Raw genomic sequence first — 14,594 nt, 5'->3', positions numbered from 1 at the left:
CCCCTGCCGCGGGAGGCGTGCGAGCGCGCGGCCCACGCGCGGGAGGCGTGCGAGCGCGCGGCACCTGCCGCGGGGCGTATGAGTGAGCCGCGGGCCTCCTCCGAGACAGCCCGCGGCTCACCTGTTCCCGGCCGCTCGCCTAGAGGGCGGACGCGGCCCGGGCTATGTCGGCGGCGAACGTGTTCACCTGGGTGTAGACGCCGGGCACACCCGCGCGGGCGCAGCCGTCACCCCAGCTGACGATGCCGACCTGGATCCACTTGCCGGCGTCGTCCTTGCGGAACATCGGGCCACCGGAGTCACCCTGGCAGGTGTCGATCGCGCCGCGCGTCCAGCCGGCGCAGATCTCCTCCTTGGCCACCAGACGGTTGCCGTAGTGGCGCTTGCAGACACGGTCCGCGACGTACGGCACGGTGGCCTTGCGCAGCTTGGTGGTGCCGGTGCCGGCACCCTCCCGCGTGTCGCCCCAGCCCGCGATCGTGAACATGCCGCGGTTGTAGCGGTCGGTGGTGGCGATCTTCAGCGTGGGCTTGTCGATCGGCTTGGCGAGCTTGATCAGCGCCCAGTCCTTGCCGGTGCCGTCGTAGCCCGGCGCCACCTTGACCTTCTTCGACTTGACCTTGATCGCCGCGGAGGAGTTGAGGTCGTTGACACCCGCGGTGACGGTGATGCTGGTGTTGTTGCCGGAGCCGTCCATGCAGTGGGCGGCGGTCAGGACGATGTCCTTCTTGTAGAGCGCCCCGCCGCAGCCCATCGAGAGATGGACCATGAAGGGGAACTCGTTCTGCGCCGCGGGCGTTCCACCTACGACGCGCGTGTCGGCGGCCTGGGCCGCGCTCACCGGCTGGAGGGACGCCACGGCGAGGGCGACGGCACCGGCTGCCGCGGCCTTCTTGGCCAGGGACAGGCCGCCGATTCTCTTGGGCGCGTTAAGGGTCAACGCAAGTCCTTTCGTGAGGGGTTGGGCGGCCCGCAGTATGAAGATCAGGGAGGGGGCATGACAAGGACGGATCTCACGTACCGGCGATGGAACCCGAGCGGCGAAATATCCCTCACATCCCCGTAGAGTGGATTCGGGTTCAGGCGTCTTGGGGGTTCGGACGTGGCGAACGGCGGACCGGTCGAGCACGGCTACTCACACCTGGAGACGGTGCGGGCGGCGATCACCGCGCTGTACAAGCGGCTGTCCTACGACACCGTGCAGACCTTCGCGAGCAGTGTGGCCCCTGCCGACGTGGCCTTCTGCGACACCGACGACCTGTATCTGGGGACCCAGCGGGTGGCGCGGGAACTGGTGCGGCACTACCGGCTGCCGGACGCGCGGATCATCGTGAGTTTCCGTGAGATGACCCATGCGGCGAACGTCGAACTCACCGCGGGGCCCGAGTACTTCGTCGAACTGAACGACCGGTTCCGGACGCATCGGCGGGACATCGGGGCGGCCCTGGCGCACGAGATCATGCATGTGTATCTGCACCGGCTGGACCTGTCGTTCCCGGGCACGCGGGACAACGAGATCCTGACCGACACGGCGACGACGTATCTGGGTGCCGGGTGGCTGCTGCTGGACGCGTACCGGGAGGACGGGGCGTCGTCGCAGAAGCTGGGGTATCTGACGCCGGAGGAGTTCGGGTACGTGCTGGCCAAGCGGGCGCTGGTGTTCGGGGAGGACCCCTCGGTGTGGTTCACCAGTCCGCAGGCGTACACCGCGTACGGCAAGGGGCTGGCGGAGGCGCGGCGCGACGAGCAGCAGCCGCCGCTGACGGCGGCGGGGTGGGCGGGTCGGCGGCGGTACGCGCGGGATCGGCGGCACGGCGGCGGGCCGGCGCCGGGAGCGCCGTACACGTTCAGCCCGGATGGCGGGGGTTTGCGGGTGTCGTTCCCCTGCCCGACGTGCCATCAGCGGATTCGGGTGCCGGTGCGGGGCAGGGTGCGGGCGCGGTGCGGGTTGTGCCGGACGGTTCTCGAATGCGACACGTGATCGCCGCGCGAGCGGGCCGGTGAGTCGCCCGCGGGTTCGTCGTGGCCGGTCGCGCAGTTCCCCGCGCCCCTGGCCGCACTGCCCTACCCCCCGCGCCCTGGCCGCACTGCCCTACCCCCCGTACACCGGCAGCGGCTGCTCCGCCTCCCCCAGCAGCTTCCGTACCGCCTCCCCCGCCTCACCCACGCCCCAGCGTGCCCCCTTGTCGGCGCTCGGTCCCCTGCGCCAGCCGTCCATCACCGTGATGCGGCCGGCCTCCGCCTCGAAGACGCGGCCGGTCACGCCGGCGCTCTCGGGCGAGCCGAGCCACACCACCAGCGGGGACACGTTCTCCGGGGCCATCGCGTCGAAGCCGGTTTCGGGGGCCGCCATCGTGTCGGCGAACGTTCGTTCCGTCATCCGCGTCCGCGCCGCCGGGGCTATGGCGTTGACCTGGACGCCGTAGCGGGAGAGTTCCGCCGCCGCCACCAGGGTCAGGGCCACCACCCCCGCCTTCGCCGCGCTGTAGTTGCCCTGCCCCACCGCACCCAACAGGCCCGCCCCGCTGCTGGTGTTGACGACCCTCGCGGTCGGGACGCGGCCCGCCTTCGCCTCCGCGCGCCAGTGCGCCGCCGCGTGCTTGAGGGGCAGGAAGTGGCCCTTGAGGTGGACACGGATCACCGCGTCCCACTCCTCCTCGTCCAGGTTCACCAGCATCCGGTCCCGCAGGAACCCGGCGTTGTTGACCAGCGCGTCCAGGCGCCCGTACGTCTCCACAGCCGTACGGATCAGCGAGGCCGCTCCCCCCGAGGTCGCGATGTCGCCGCCGTGGGCCACCGCCTTGCCCCCCGCGTCCCGGATCTCCGCGGCCACCCGAGCCGCCGGGCCTTCGGCGCCCGGGGTGCCGGAGCCGTCCAGGCCGACGCCCAGGTCGTTCACGACCACCCTCGCGCCCTCCGCCGCGAAGGCGAGCGCGTGGGCACGGCCGAGGCCCCGGCCGGCGCCGGTGACGACGACGACCCGCCCGTCGCAGATTCCGGTCATCTCAGCTCCTTCGGTGAGCAGTTGCCGATTCCCCGCATCAGTTGCCGAGCCCGCGCCCATGGCCGAATCCGGCACGTTGCCGAGCGCCACATCACACGCCGAGCCCCCGCCGGCTGCCGAGCCCGGCAAGTTGCCGAGCCCGCGCTTCCCTTGCCGCATCCCGCATCACATGCCGAGCCCCGCCAGTCGCCGAGCCCGGCAAGTTGCCGAGCCCGCGCTTCCCTTGCCGCATCCCGCATCACATGCCGAGCCCTCCGTCACCTGCCGAGCCCTCCATCCGCCGCCGGTTCCCGCCGCGCCGCGTCCAGGAAGGCAGGCCGCTCCCCGCCGCCGTGCAGGGCGAGGCTCGCCCCCGTGACGTAGGCGGCCGCGTCCGAGGCGAGGAACACCGCCGCCGCGCCCACGTCCGCCGGTTCGGCCAGCCGCCCGAGGGGGACCGTGCGGGACACCGCGGCCACGCCCTCCTCGTCGCCGTAGTGCAGATGCGCCAGCTCCGTGCGGACCATCCCGACCACCACCGTGTTGACGCGGACCTCCGGCGCCCACTCCACCGCCATCGAGCGCGCGAGGCTCTCCAGGCCCGCCTTCGCCGCCCCGTACGCGGCCGCGCCCGGCGAGGGCCGGCCGCCGCTGACGCTGCCGATCATCACCACGCTCCCTCGGGCCCGCCGCAGCGGCGGGTACGCGGCGAGCGAGACCGTCAGCGGCGCGGTGAGGTTCAGTTCCAGCACGCGCGCGTGCCGCTCGGCCTCCGCCTCGGCCAGCAGCCGGTACGGGGTGCCGCCCGCGTTGTTCACGAGCACGTCCAGCCGGGGGAGTTCAGTGAAGAAGCGGCCGACCGAAACGGCGTCCCTGACGTCCAGCGTCCTGAACTCGGTCCCCTTCAGCGGCACTTCCGGCGCCCTGCGCGCGCACACCACCACCTCCGCCCCCGCTTCGACGAGGGCGCGGGCGATGCCGGCGCCGACGCCGCGCGTGCCGCCGGTGACGACGGCGAGCTTCCCGTTCAGCTCCATCCGCTGCTACCTTCCACCTAACAAACGTTAGGTGGAAGGTAGCTGATGCGCCCATGAGTGTCTCCACCTCGTCCCCGGAAAAGGGGATCCGTCTCGTCACGGTCGACCATCCGCCCGTCAACGCCCTGCCGGTGAACGGCTGGTACGCGCTCGCCGACGCGATCCGCGCGGCCGGCCGCGACCCGGGGACACGGTGTGTGGTGCTGGCCGCCGCGGGCCGGGGATTCAACGCGGGCGTGGACATCAAGGAGATCCAGAGCCACGGCCAGGGCGCGCTCCTCGGTGCCAACCGGGGCTGCTTCGCCGCCTTTTCGGCCGTGTACGACTGCGAGGTGCCCGTCGTCGCGGCCGTGCAGGGGTTCTGCCTCGGCGGCGGCATCGGGCTCGTCGGGAACGCCGACGCGATCGTGGCCAGCGAGGACGCCACTTTCGGGCTGCCCGAGCTGGACCGGGGAGCCCTGGGCGCCGCCACCCACCTCGCCCGGCTGGTCCCCCAGCACCTGATGCGGACCCTGTACTTCACCTCACGCACCGCGACCGCCGCCGAGCTGCACCGGCACGGCTCGGTGTGGCGGGTCGTGCCCCGTGAACAACTCCGGCAGGCCGCACTTGAGTTGGCGAAGGACATCGCGGCCAAGGACGGCGAGTTGCTGCGCCTGGCGAAGGCGGCCATCAACGGGATCGACCCCGTCGACGTCCATCGCGCCTACCGCTACGAGCAGGGCTTCACCTACGAGGCGAGCGTCAGCGGGGTGGGCGCCCGGGTGCGGGACACCTTCGGGGCCCGCGGCGAGGACGGTGACTGAGATGGCCGACAAGACCATGACCCCCGACGAGGTCGTCTCCCGGCTCGGCGACGGCATGACCCTCGGCATCGGCGGCTGGGGCTCCCGCCGCAAGCCGATGGCCCTGGTGAAGGCGGTGCTCCGGGCCGGGATCACCGATCTCACGGTCGTCTCCTGCGGCGGCCCCGACGTCGGCATGCTCGCCGCCGCCGGCCGGATCCGCCGCTTGGTCGCCCCCTTCGTCACCCTCGACTCGATCCCCCTCGAACCGCACTACCGCGCGGCCCGCGAGCGCGGCGGCCTCGAACTGACGGAACTCGACGAGGCGATGTTCCTGTGGGGCCTGCGCGCTGCCGCGAACCGGCTGCCGTTCCTGCCGGTGCGCACGGCCCTCGGTTCGGACGTCATGCGGGTCAACCCGGGCCTGCGGACGGTCACTTCGCCGTACGACGACGGCGAGACCTTCGTCGCCGTGCCGGCCCTCCGCCTCGACGCGGCCCTGGTCCACGTCAACCGCGCCGACCGCCTCGGCAACGGGCAGTACCTGGGCCCCGATCCCTACTTCGACGACCTGTTCTGCGAGGCGGCGGACGCGGCCTACGTCTCCTGTGAACGGATCGTCGACACGGCCGAGCTGGCGAAGGAGGGGGCGCCTCAGACGCTGCTGATCCAACGGCACAACGTCACCGGTGTGGCCGAGGTCCCCGGCGGCGCCCGCTTCACGTCCTGCGCGCCCGACTACGGCCGGGACGAGGCCGGACAGAAGGAGTACGCCACCACACCCTGGCCGGATTTCGCCGCGCGGTACCTCCGGGAGGGGGCGTCGTGACCGCCACCCGCGCCGAGTACTGCGTGATCGCCTGCGCCGAGGCCTGGCGCGGCGCCGGGGAGATCCTCGCCAGCCCCATGGGCCTGATCCCCTCCGTCGGTGCCCGGCTGGCCCGGCTCACCTTCTCCCCCGACCTGCTGCTCACCGACGGCGAGGCGATGCTCGTCACCGCGGACGGCACGGTCGAGGGCTGGCTGCCGTACCGCCGTCACCTCACCCTCGTCACCGGCGGCAAGCGTCACGTCATGATGGGCGCGAGCCAGATCGACCGTTTCGGCAACCAGAACATCGCGTGCGTCGGGGACTGGGCGAGACCGATGCGGCAGTTGCTCGGGGTGCGCGGGGCGCCGGTCAACACCCTCAACAACCCGACCAGTTACTGGATCCCCCGGCACTCCCGGCGGGTCTTCGTCGAGCGCGTCGACATGGTGTGCGGGGTCGGCTACGACCGTGCCGCGGGCGCCCGTCACCACCACATCCCGCGCGTCGTCTCCGACCTCGGCGTCTTCGACTTCGCCACCCCCGACCGCTCGATGCGCCTGGCCTCGCTGCACCCGGGGGTGAGTGTCGAGGAGGTCCGGGAGGCGACCGGCTTCGCGCTGACGGTCTCCGGCGAGGTGCCGTACACCCGCGATCCCGACCCCGCCGAACTGCGTCTGATCCGCGAGGTGATCGACCCGGAGAACGCCCGCGCGCGGGAGGTCGACCGCTGATGGAGACCGCGCTGACCCGCCTCGTCGGCGTCCGGCATCCGATCGTGCAGACCGGCATGGGCTGGGTGGCGGGCCCCCGGCTGGTCTCCGCGACGGCGAACGCGGGCGCGCTCGGCATCCTGGCCTCCGCCACCATGACCGTCGACCGGCTGCGCGAGGCGGTGCGCGAGGTCAAGTCCCGTACGGACGCGCCTTTCGGCGTCAATCTCCGCGCGGACGCCACGGACGCCGGCGATCGCGTGCGGGTGATCGTCGAGGAGGGCGTACGGGTCGCCTCCTTCGCCCTGGCCCCCTCCCCCGAGCTGATCGCCGGGCTCAAGGAGGCGGGCGTGGTGGTGATCCCGACCGTGGGTGCCCGGCGCCATGCCGAGAAGGTGGCGGGCTGGGGCGCGGACGCGGTGATCGTGCAGGGCGGGGAGGGCGGCGGGCACACCGGAGAGGTGGCGACGACCGTGCTGCTGCCGCAGGTGGTGGACGCCGTAGGGATCCCCGTCGTCGCCGCGGGCGGGTTCTTCGACGGGCGGGGCCTGGTCGCGGCGCTGGCCTACGGGGCGGCGGGCGTCGCCATGGGCACCCGCTTCCTGATGACCTCGGACTCGACGGTCCCGGACGCCGTGAAGGCGCGGTATCTGGCGGCGGCGGTCCAGGACGTCACCGTCACCACGGCCGTCGACGGCCTGCCGCACCGCATGCTCCGCACGGAACTGGTCGACGCGCTCGAACGCTCCGGCCGTGCGACGGCACTGCTCCGGGCGGTACGGCGGGCCGCGGGCTTCCGGCGCCTGTCGGGGCTGAGCTGGCGCCGGATGATCCAGGACGGACGGGCGCTGAGGCACGGCAGAGATCTGACCTGGAGCCAGGTCCTGCTCGCCGCCAACACCCCGATGCTGCTGAGGGCGACGATGGTCGACGGCCGTACGGACCTCGGCGTGATGGCGTCCGGACAGGTCGCCGGGGTCATCGACGATCTGCCGTCCTGCGCCGAACTCGTCGAGCGGATCATGGCCGAGGCCGCGCGAACCCTGGGCGCGCTGCCGGCGGGCGGTGCTTCAATGCGCGCATGACGCAGACGATCAACGACCCGTGGGGTATCAGTGTCTTTGGCGCGGGCAGTGTGCGGGCGGAGCCGCAACTGGTCCGGGTGAAGCTGGGCGTGGAGGAGCTGGAGCCGGAACCCGAGCAGGCGTTTCACGAGGCGGGCGCGGCCGTGACCCGGCTGCGCGAGGTGCTGCGCGCGCACGGGATACCGGACGCCTCGGTGTCGGGTTCCCGGCTGCGGCTCAGCTCGGAGTACGGCCATGCCAACGGCACGCGGAAGTTCCTGGGGTACCTCTGCCAGGCCCAGTACGTCATCGAGACCGAGACGCTGGACAACCTCCAGCAGTTGCTGGTGGACGTGGTGGAGGCCGGCGCGCGCAGCATCGACGGCGTCGAGTTCGACGTCCACGACAAGCCCGCCCTGCGGGACGAGGCGCGCCGCCGGGCGGTGGCCGCCGCCCGCCGCAAGGCCGAGGTCTACGCGGACGCGGCGGGCGTGCATCTCGGTGCCGTGATCCACATCCAGGACGTGGACGCCGAGTCGTACGAGTTCCGCCAGTACCGCGGGCACGGCGGCGGGGGCGGGACCTCGGCCGGTGATCTCGCGCCGGGGATGGTGCAGGTGGCGGCGGGCGTGGTGCTCGGTTTCTCACTCGGCCACTGAGGGCTTTCGTTGGGCCCTTGAGTACCTCTCATCCAGCCACTGAGAGCCTCTCGATGATCGTCACGTTGGCCTGACCCCCGCCCTCGCACATCGGCGCCATCCCCGACGGCCCCCTCGCACTGCTCGGCCCCAGGGGCCTCACAGGCTTCGGAAGCCTGCGCCGGACTCCGTCCGCCGAGTGGGGCGGCCACACCGTCGCGACCATCACACCCTCTCGATGATCGTCACGTTGGCCTGACCCCCGCCCTCGCACATCGTCTGCAGTCCGAACCGGCCGCCGGTGCGCTCCAGTTCGTGCAGGAGGGTCGTCATCAGGCGGACGCCGGTGGCGCCCAGGGGGTGACCGAGGGCGATGGCGCCGCCGTTGACGTTGACCTTGTCGGGGTCCGCGCCGGTCTCCTTCAGCCAGGCCAGGACGACCGGCGCGAAGGCCTCGTTGATCTCGACGAGGTCGATCGCGTCGATGGTCATGCCGGTCTTCTTCAGGGCGTGCGCGGTGGCCGGTATGGGCGCGGTGAGCATCCGGATCGGGTCCTCGCCGCGCACCGAGAGATGGTGCACCCGCGCGCGGGGCGTCAGCCCGTGCTCGCGCACCGCCCGCTCGGAGGCGAGCAGCATGGCCGCCGCGCCGTCGGAGACCTGTGAGGAGCAGGCGGCGCTGATCGTGCCGCCGTCCACGACCGGCTTCAGCGCGGCCATCTTCTCCAGCGAGGTGTCCCGGCGCGGACCCTCGTCGGCCACGACCGCGCCGTAGGCCACGACCTCCCGGTCGAAGCGCCCCTCGTCGATCGCCCGCACCGCCCGCTCGTGCGAGCGCAGCGCGAACTCCTCCTGGTCCCGCCTGCTGATGCCCCACTTCGCGGCGATCATCTCGGCGCCGACGAACTGGTTCACCGGCTTGCCGCCGTACCGCTGCCGCCAGCCCTCGCTGCCCGCGAAGGGGCCCTGGGTGAGTCCGAGCGGCTGGGCGGCCTGCCGGGTGGCGTAGGCGATCGGGATCATCGACATGTTCTGCACCCCGCCCGCCACGACCAGGTCCTGGGTGCCGGAGAGCACGCCCTGGGCCGCGAAGTGCACGGCCTGCTGCGAGGAGCCGCACTGCCGGTCGACGGTCACCCCGGGCACCTCCTCGGGCAGCCCGGCCGCCAGCCAGCAGGTCCGGGCGATGTCCCCGGCCTGCGGTCCGACGGCGTCCAGGCAGCCGAACACGACGTCCTCGACGGCGGTGGGGTCCACGCCGGCGCGGGCCATCAGCTCCCTCAGCACATGCGCGCCCAGATCGGCCGGGTGAACCCCGCCCAGCCCTCCCCCGCGCCGCCCCACGGGCGTCCGTACCGCTTCGACGATGTAGGCCTCGGCCATGGCAACTCCCCAGTGAGTTACATACGTACGGCGATCCCGTCCAGCACCATCGACAGGTACTGCCGGGCGATCTCCTCCGGGCTGTGGTGTCCGCCGGGCCGGTACCAGGACGCGGCGACCCACACCGTGTCCCGCACGAACCGGTAGGTGAGCCGGACGTCGAGGTCGGCGCGGAACACCTCGGCCGCCACCCCGCGCTCCAGCGTGGACAGCCACGCCTTCTCGAACCTGCGCTGGGACTCGGCGAGGAACGCGAACCGCTCCTGCGCCACCAGCTGTCTGCTCTCCTTCTGGTAGATCGCCACGGCGGCGCGGTGCCGGTCGATCTCCCGGAAGGACTCGGTGACCAGTGCTTCGAGGGTCTCCCGCGGTCCCAGCTCGGCGCCCAGGACGGTGTCGTAGCCGTCCCACAGCTCGTCGAGGAAGGTGCGCAGGATCTCTTCCAGCATCGACTCCTTGGAGTCGAAGTGGTAGTAGAGGCTGCCCGCGAGCATGCCCGCGTGGTCCGCGATCTTGCGTACGGTGGTGGCGTTGTAGCCCTGCTCGGCGAAGACCTCGGCGGCGGTGTCGAGGAGTTCGCGGCGCCGGGCGGGCGCGGCGGTCACCTGGGGCTTCTTCTTGGTCGGCACGGCTCCATTGTCGTCCTAGGGGTGCTGGCCGCTGACGGAGACGATCTCGCCGGTCAGGTACGACGAGTAGCCCGAGGCCAGGAACACGATCACGTTGGCCACCTCCCAGGGCTCGGCGTACCGCCCGAAGGCCTCCCGCGCGGTGAGCTCCGCCAGCAGTTCGGGCGAGGTCACCTTGGCGAGGTGGGGATGCATGGCGAGGCTGGGCGCCACGGCGTTGACGCGCACGCCGTACTCGGCGGCCTCGATCGCCGCGCACCGGGTCAGCGCCATCACGCCCGCCTTGGCGGCGGCGTAGTGCGCCTGCCCGGCCTGGGCGCGCCAGCCGAGGACGGAGGCGTTGTTGACGATCACCCCGCCGGTGCCGCGCATCCCGCGCAGGGCGGCCCGGGTGCACCGGAAGGTGCCGTTGAGGGTCACGTCGAGCACCCGCGACCACTGGTCGTCGGTCATCTCGACCAGCGCCGAAGTCCCGCCGAGCCCGGCGTTGTTGACCACGACGTCCAGCCGCCCGTGCTCCGCCACCGCCGCGTCGAACAGGGCCGTCACCTGAGACTCGTCGGTGACGTCGCACACGGCGGCCGCCACGGCCCCCGGGAACTCCCGCCCCAGTGCGGCCTCGTGCTCCTTCAGCCGCCGCGGGTGCGCGTCGCTGATCAGCACCCGCGCGCCCTCCTCCAGGAACCGGCGCGCGGTGGCCCCGCCGATGCCCGCGCCCGCGGCCGCCGTGATGACGGCGGTACGGCCTTTCAGCAGCCCGTGCCCGGGGACGTACGCCGGGCTCTCGACGCCTGTCATAGGGGCACGCTAACCTACCAAACACTTGTTAGGGAAGGAGTGGCGGCCGATGGATCTCACGTTCACCGCGGAGGAGACGGCCCTGCGCGCCGAGGCCCGTGCGTGGCTGCGCGCGCACGTGCCGCCGGAGCCGCTGCCCTCCCTGGAGACCGAGGAGGGCTTCGCGGCCCACCGCGCCTGGGAGGCCGAACTGGCCGCGGACCGCTGGTCGGCCGTCAACTGGCCCACGGAGTACGGCGGTCGCGCGGCCGGCCTGGTCCAGTGGCTGCTGTTCGAGGAGGAGTACTACGCGGCGGGGGCGCCGGGCCGGGTGAGCCAGAACGGCATCCACCTCCTCGCGCCGACGCTCTTCGACTTCGGTACGGCGGAGCAGCGGGCCCGGGTGCTGCCGTCCATGGCCTCGGGCGAGGTGGTGTGGGCGCAGGCCTGGTCGGAGCCGGAGGCGGGCTCGGACCTGGCCTCCCTGCGGTCGAGGGCGACGCGGACGGAGGGCGGCTGGCTGCTGTGCGGGCAGAAGACGTGGTCCTCGCGGGCCGCCTTCGCGGACCGGGCCTTCGGCCTGTTCCGCAGCGACCCGGACGCGGCCGAGCCCCACCGGGGGCTGACCTACCTGATGTTCGACCTGCGTGCCCCCGGTGTGACGGTCCGCCCGATCCGCCGGCTCGACGGGAAGCCCGCCTTCGCCGAGCTGTTCCTGGACGAGGTCTTCGTGCCGGACGAGGACGTGATCGGCGAGCCCGGGCAGGGCTGGCGGATCGCGATGTCGACGGCGGGCAACGAGCGAGGGCTGATGCTGCGCTCGCCCGGCCGCTTCCTGGCCTCGGCGGACCGGCTGCTGACGTTGTGGCGGGAGAAGGGGAGCCCGGCCTCGGCGCGCGAGCGCGTCGCCGACGCCCTGATCGGCGCCCGCGCCTACCAGCTCTTCACCTGCGCCGCCGCCTCCCGCTTCCTCGACGGCGAGCGCATCGGCCCCGAGTCCAGCCTGAACAAGGTCTTCTGGTCCGAGTACGACATCGCGCTGCACGAGACCGCGCTGGACCTTCTCGGCGAGGACCCGGACCCGGACTGGACCGAGCGCTACGTCTTCGCCCTGGCGGGCCCGATCTACGCCGGCACGAACGAGATACAGCGGGACATCATCGCCGAACGCCTGCTGGGCCTGCCGAAGGGACGCCGGTGATGCGCTTCCTGCCCGACACCGAGCAGCGCGCCTTCGTCGCCTCCCTGGACGCGATGCTGGGCGCGGCGGACACCCCGGCCGTCGTACGGGACTGGAGCCGCGGGGAGCACACGAGCGGACGCGCGTTGTGGGGCCGGATCGCCGGGGCCGGGGTGTTCGGACTCGCCGTACCGGAGAAGTACGGCGGGGTCGGGCCGAGGCCGGTCGAACTCGCGCTCGCGTTCGTCGAGTTGGGCCGGTACGCGGTTCCGGGCCCGCTGGTCGAAACGGTCACGGCGGCCGTCCTGCTCGCCGAGCGCGGGAGCACCCTCGCCGACGGGACCATGGCCACCGTGGCGTACGGCGGCCCGTACGCCCTCGACGGCGACGCGGCCGACCTCCGCCTCGCCCTTACCCCCGAAGGCCTGTTCCGCTCCCCCGCGCACGGGCCCGTCCACGCGTCCCTCGACCCCGCCCGTCGCCTCACCCCCCTGGAGAAGGGCGAACTCCTCGCGAAGGACCCGCCCGCCGAGCAGGCCCTCGCCCTCGCCCGTCTCACCACCGCCGCCCAGGCCCTCGGCACCGGGCTCACCCTGCTCGACAAGACCGTGACCCACGTCAAGCGGCGCACCCAGTTCGGCGCCCCCATAGGCTCGTTCCAGGCCGTCAAGCACCGGCTGGCCGACGCCAGGATCGCCCTGGAGTTCGCCCGCCCCCTGGTCCTCGGCGCGGCCCTCACCCTCGCCCCCGCCGACCTCGCCGCCGCCAAGCTCGCGGCCTGCGAGGCGGCGTACACCACCGCGCGCACCGCGCTCCAGCTGCACGGCGCGATCGGCTACACGGCGGAGTGCGATCTGTCCCTGTGGCTGACCAAGTCCCGCGCACTGCGCACCGCCTGGGGCACCCCGGAGGAGTGCCGGAGCGTCGTGCTCAGTGGTGGTGGTCGCCGCTGGTGATCTCCCGGTACTCCTCCGCCGTCGGCTTCGGGATCCGTGTCCCGGGCCCGAACATCGCCCGCGCCAGCCGCGCCCGCACCCGCTGCGACACCCGCACCGGCCGACGTACGCCGTTGGCGTCGACCAGCCGCCCGATCTCGTACGGCGGATGCTGCTCGTGCTGGGTCAGGGTGTGCAACTGGGCCTGGGACAGGGGCTCGTGGATCTCGACGTACTCGCCGTGCGGGAGCCGTTTGACGGTGCCGGTCTCCCGGCCGTGCAGCACCTTGTCGCGGTCCCGGCGCTGGAGGCCGAGACAGATCCGCTTGGTGACGAGGAACGCGACGACGGGCGCGACGAAGACCGACACCCGGACGAACCAGGTGATGGCGTTGATGGACAGATGCAGATGCGTGGCCACGATGTCGTTGCCGCCGCCGATCAGCAGCACCACGTACAGGGTCAGCCAGGCCACGCCGAGGCCGGTGCGGACGGGCACGTTGCGCGGCCGGTCGAGGATGTGGTGATCCCGCTTGTCGCCGGTGATCCACGCCTCGATGAACGGATACACCCCGAGGGCGAGCAGGATCAGCGGGAAGAGCGAGAAGGGGATGAACACGCCCGGCACCAGGGTGTGGCCCCAGGCGGTGATCTCCCATCCCGGCATCACCCGGATCAGGCCCTCGGAGAACCCCAGGTACCAGTCGGGCTGGGCACCGGTGGTGACATGGTCAGGGCGGTAGGGCCCGAAGGCCCATACGGGGTTGATCTGGGCGAGCCCGCCCATGATCGCGAGGGTGCCGAAGACGAGGAAGAAGAAGCCGCCGGCCTTGGCCATGTACACCGGCAGCAGCGGCATGCCGGTGACCGCCTTCTCGGTGCGGCCGGGACCCGGGAACTGCGTGTGCTTGTGGTACCAGACCAGGATCACATGGCCGACCACCAGGGCGAGCATGATCCCCGGCAGCAGCAGGATGTGGATCGGATACAGCCGCGCGATGAAGTCCTCCCCGGGGAACTCCCCGCCGAACAGGAAGAACGCCAGGTACGTCCCGACGATCGGAACGGACAGGATCGCGCCCTGCGCGAACCGCAGACCGGTGCCGGAGAGCAGGTCGTCGGGCAGGGAGTAGCCGGTGAGCCCGGTGATGATGCCGAGCATCAACAGCAGCCAGCCGAACACCCAGTTGACCTCGCGGGGCTTGCGGTAGCCGCCGGTGAAGAACACCCGCATCATGTGCACGAGCATGCCGGTGATGAAGACCAGAGCCGCCCAGTGGTGCATCTGCCGGATCAGCAGGCCGCCGCGTACGTCGAAGCTGATGTCGAGCGTGGACTCGTAGGCCCGGGTCATCAGCACGCCGTTGAGCGGCTCATAGGTGCCGTTGTAGACGACCTCGGTGGTGCTGGGGTCGAAGAAGAGCGTCAGGTAGACGCCGGTGAGAATCAGCACGATGAAGCTGTAGAGACAGACCTCGCCGAGCATGAAGGACCAGTGGTCGGGGAACACCTTGCGCATTCCCTTGCCGAGCGTGTAGATGCCGAGCCGTCCGTCGGCCCAGTCGGCGAGCTTCTCGCCCTTGCCGGCCGCTTCCCCGCGGGCCGTCCGTCCGTCCGTTCGCGCGCCGCCCATACGCCGTCGCCCTCCCCCTCGGATCACTC

The 14,594-nt window shown here is 72.1% G+C and carries 15 protein-coding genes; 8 read left to right on the top strand and 7 right to left on the bottom strand.

The window, feature by feature from the left end:
* Nucleotides 1–139: 139 nt before the first annotated feature.
* Complete coding sequence (locus ACWDRW_RS22380; protein ID WP_451725613.1) at nucleotides 140–940, bottom strand: S1 family peptidase; 801 nt, start codon at nucleotides 938–940, stop codon at nucleotides 140–142.
* Nucleotides 941–1,102: 162 nt separating this feature from the next.
* Here ACWDRW_RS22380 and ACWDRW_RS22375 point away from each other — a divergent pair, with 162 nt between their 5' ends.
* Entirely contained in the window at nucleotides 1,103–1,981 is an 879-nt protein-coding gene (locus ACWDRW_RS22375) for a hypothetical protein (protein WP_451725612.1), read from the top strand.
* A gap of 111 nt (nucleotides 1,982–2,092) precedes the next feature.
* Here the strand turns inward: ACWDRW_RS22375 and ACWDRW_RS22370 are convergent, their stop codons facing one another.
* Nucleotides 2,093–3,004, bottom strand: coding sequence for an SDR family oxidoreductase (locus ACWDRW_RS22370; RefSeq protein ID WP_451725610.1), 912 nt, complete (start codon nucleotides 3,002–3,004; stop codon nucleotides 2,093–2,095).
* 257 nt (nucleotides 3,005–3,261) lie between these two features.
* Complete coding sequence (locus tag ACWDRW_RS22365; RefSeq protein ID WP_451725608.1) at nucleotides 3,262–4,020, bottom strand: SDR family oxidoreductase; 759 nt, start codon at nucleotides 4,018–4,020, stop codon at nucleotides 3,262–3,264.
* Between the two features lie 53 nt (nucleotides 4,021–4,073).
* Here ACWDRW_RS22365 and ACWDRW_RS22360 point away from each other — a divergent pair, with 53 nt between their 5' ends.
* The 5 genes from ACWDRW_RS22360 to ACWDRW_RS22340 are packed head-to-tail and all read left to right on the top strand — an operon-like array spanning nucleotide 4,074 to nucleotide 8,049.
* Entirely contained in the window at nucleotides 4,074–4,826 is a 753-nt protein-coding gene (locus tag ACWDRW_RS22360; protein ID WP_451725606.1) for an enoyl-CoA hydratase family protein, read from the top strand.
* A gap of 1 nt (nucleotide 4,827) precedes the next feature.
* Nucleotides 4,828–5,634 (top strand): CoA transferase subunit A, encoded by an 807-nt coding sequence (locus tag ACWDRW_RS22355; protein WP_451725604.1) that lies wholly within the window; start codon nucleotides 4,828–4,830, stop codon nucleotides 5,632–5,634.
* Entirely contained in the window at nucleotides 5,631–6,347 is a 717-nt protein-coding gene (locus ACWDRW_RS22350; RefSeq protein ID WP_451725602.1) for a CoA-transferase subunit beta, read from the top strand. Before ACWDRW_RS22355 ends, ACWDRW_RS22350 begins: the two co-directional genes overlap by 4 nt.
* On the top strand, nucleotides 6,347–7,411 hold the full coding sequence (locus tag ACWDRW_RS22345; RefSeq protein ID WP_451725601.1) for an NAD(P)H-dependent flavin oxidoreductase: 1,065 nt from the start codon (nucleotides 6,347–6,349) through the stop codon (nucleotides 7,409–7,411). The genes ACWDRW_RS22350 and ACWDRW_RS22345 overlap by 1 nt, the downstream gene beginning before the upstream one ends.
* Nucleotides 7,408–8,049 (top strand): SIMPL domain-containing protein, encoded by a 642-nt coding sequence (locus tag ACWDRW_RS22340; protein ID WP_451725599.1) that lies wholly within the window; start codon nucleotides 7,408–7,410, stop codon nucleotides 8,047–8,049. Before ACWDRW_RS22345 ends, ACWDRW_RS22340 begins: the two co-directional genes overlap by 4 nt.
* A 204-nt stretch (nucleotides 8,050–8,253) precedes the next feature.
* On the opposite strand, the gene ACWDRW_RS22335 is transcribed toward ACWDRW_RS22340, so the two are convergent.
* Genes ACWDRW_RS22335 through ACWDRW_RS22325 form a run of 3 tightly spaced genes read right to left on the bottom strand, consistent with a single transcriptional unit; the run spans nucleotide 8,254 to nucleotide 10,838 of the window.
* Nucleotides 8,254–9,411, bottom strand: a complete 1,158-nt coding sequence (locus tag ACWDRW_RS22335; protein WP_451725598.1) for an acetyl-CoA C-acetyltransferase — start codon at nucleotides 9,409–9,411, stop codon at nucleotides 8,254–8,256.
* Nucleotides 9,412–9,428: 17 nt separating this feature from the next.
* A complete protein-coding gene (locus ACWDRW_RS22330) occupies nucleotides 9,429–10,040 on the bottom strand; it encodes a TetR/AcrR family transcriptional regulator (protein WP_451725597.1) in 612 nt (203 codons plus the stop codon).
* Nucleotides 10,041–10,055: 15 nt separating this feature from the next.
* A complete protein-coding gene (locus tag ACWDRW_RS22325) occupies nucleotides 10,056–10,838 on the bottom strand; it encodes an SDR family oxidoreductase (RefSeq protein WP_451725596.1) in 783 nt (260 codons plus the stop codon).
* A 49-nt stretch (nucleotides 10,839–10,887) separates the two neighbouring features.
* Between ACWDRW_RS22325 and ACWDRW_RS22320 the strand changes: the two genes are divergently transcribed.
* Together ACWDRW_RS22320 and ACWDRW_RS22315 are read left to right on the top strand one after the other, a co-directional pair.
* Nucleotides 10,888–12,018 (top strand): acyl-CoA dehydrogenase family protein, encoded by a 1,131-nt coding sequence (locus ACWDRW_RS22320; protein WP_451725595.1) that lies wholly within the window; start codon nucleotides 10,888–10,890, stop codon nucleotides 12,016–12,018.
* A complete protein-coding gene (locus ACWDRW_RS22315) occupies nucleotides 12,018–12,953 on the top strand; it encodes an acyl-CoA dehydrogenase family protein (protein ID WP_451725594.1) in 936 nt (311 codons plus the stop codon). The genes ACWDRW_RS22320 and ACWDRW_RS22315 overlap by 1 nt, the downstream gene beginning before the upstream one ends.
* Here the strand turns inward: ACWDRW_RS22315 and qcrB are convergent.
* Nucleotides 12,928–14,565 carry a cytochrome bc1 complex cytochrome b subunit gene (gene qcrB, locus ACWDRW_RS22310; protein WP_451725593.1) on the bottom strand — a complete coding sequence of 546 codons (1,638 nt, stop codon included), beginning with the start codon at nucleotides 14,563–14,565 and terminating at the stop codon, nucleotides 12,928–12,930. The two genes, ACWDRW_RS22315 and qcrB, sit on opposite strands and share 26 nt — an antisense overlap.
* Nucleotides 14,566–14,594 lie beyond the last annotated feature (29 nt).

Source organism: Streptomyces sp. NPDC003635 (assembly GCF_053587635.1).
Note: the sequence above shows the minus strand (reverse complement) of the source record. Positions and strands in the feature narration are given on the sequence as shown.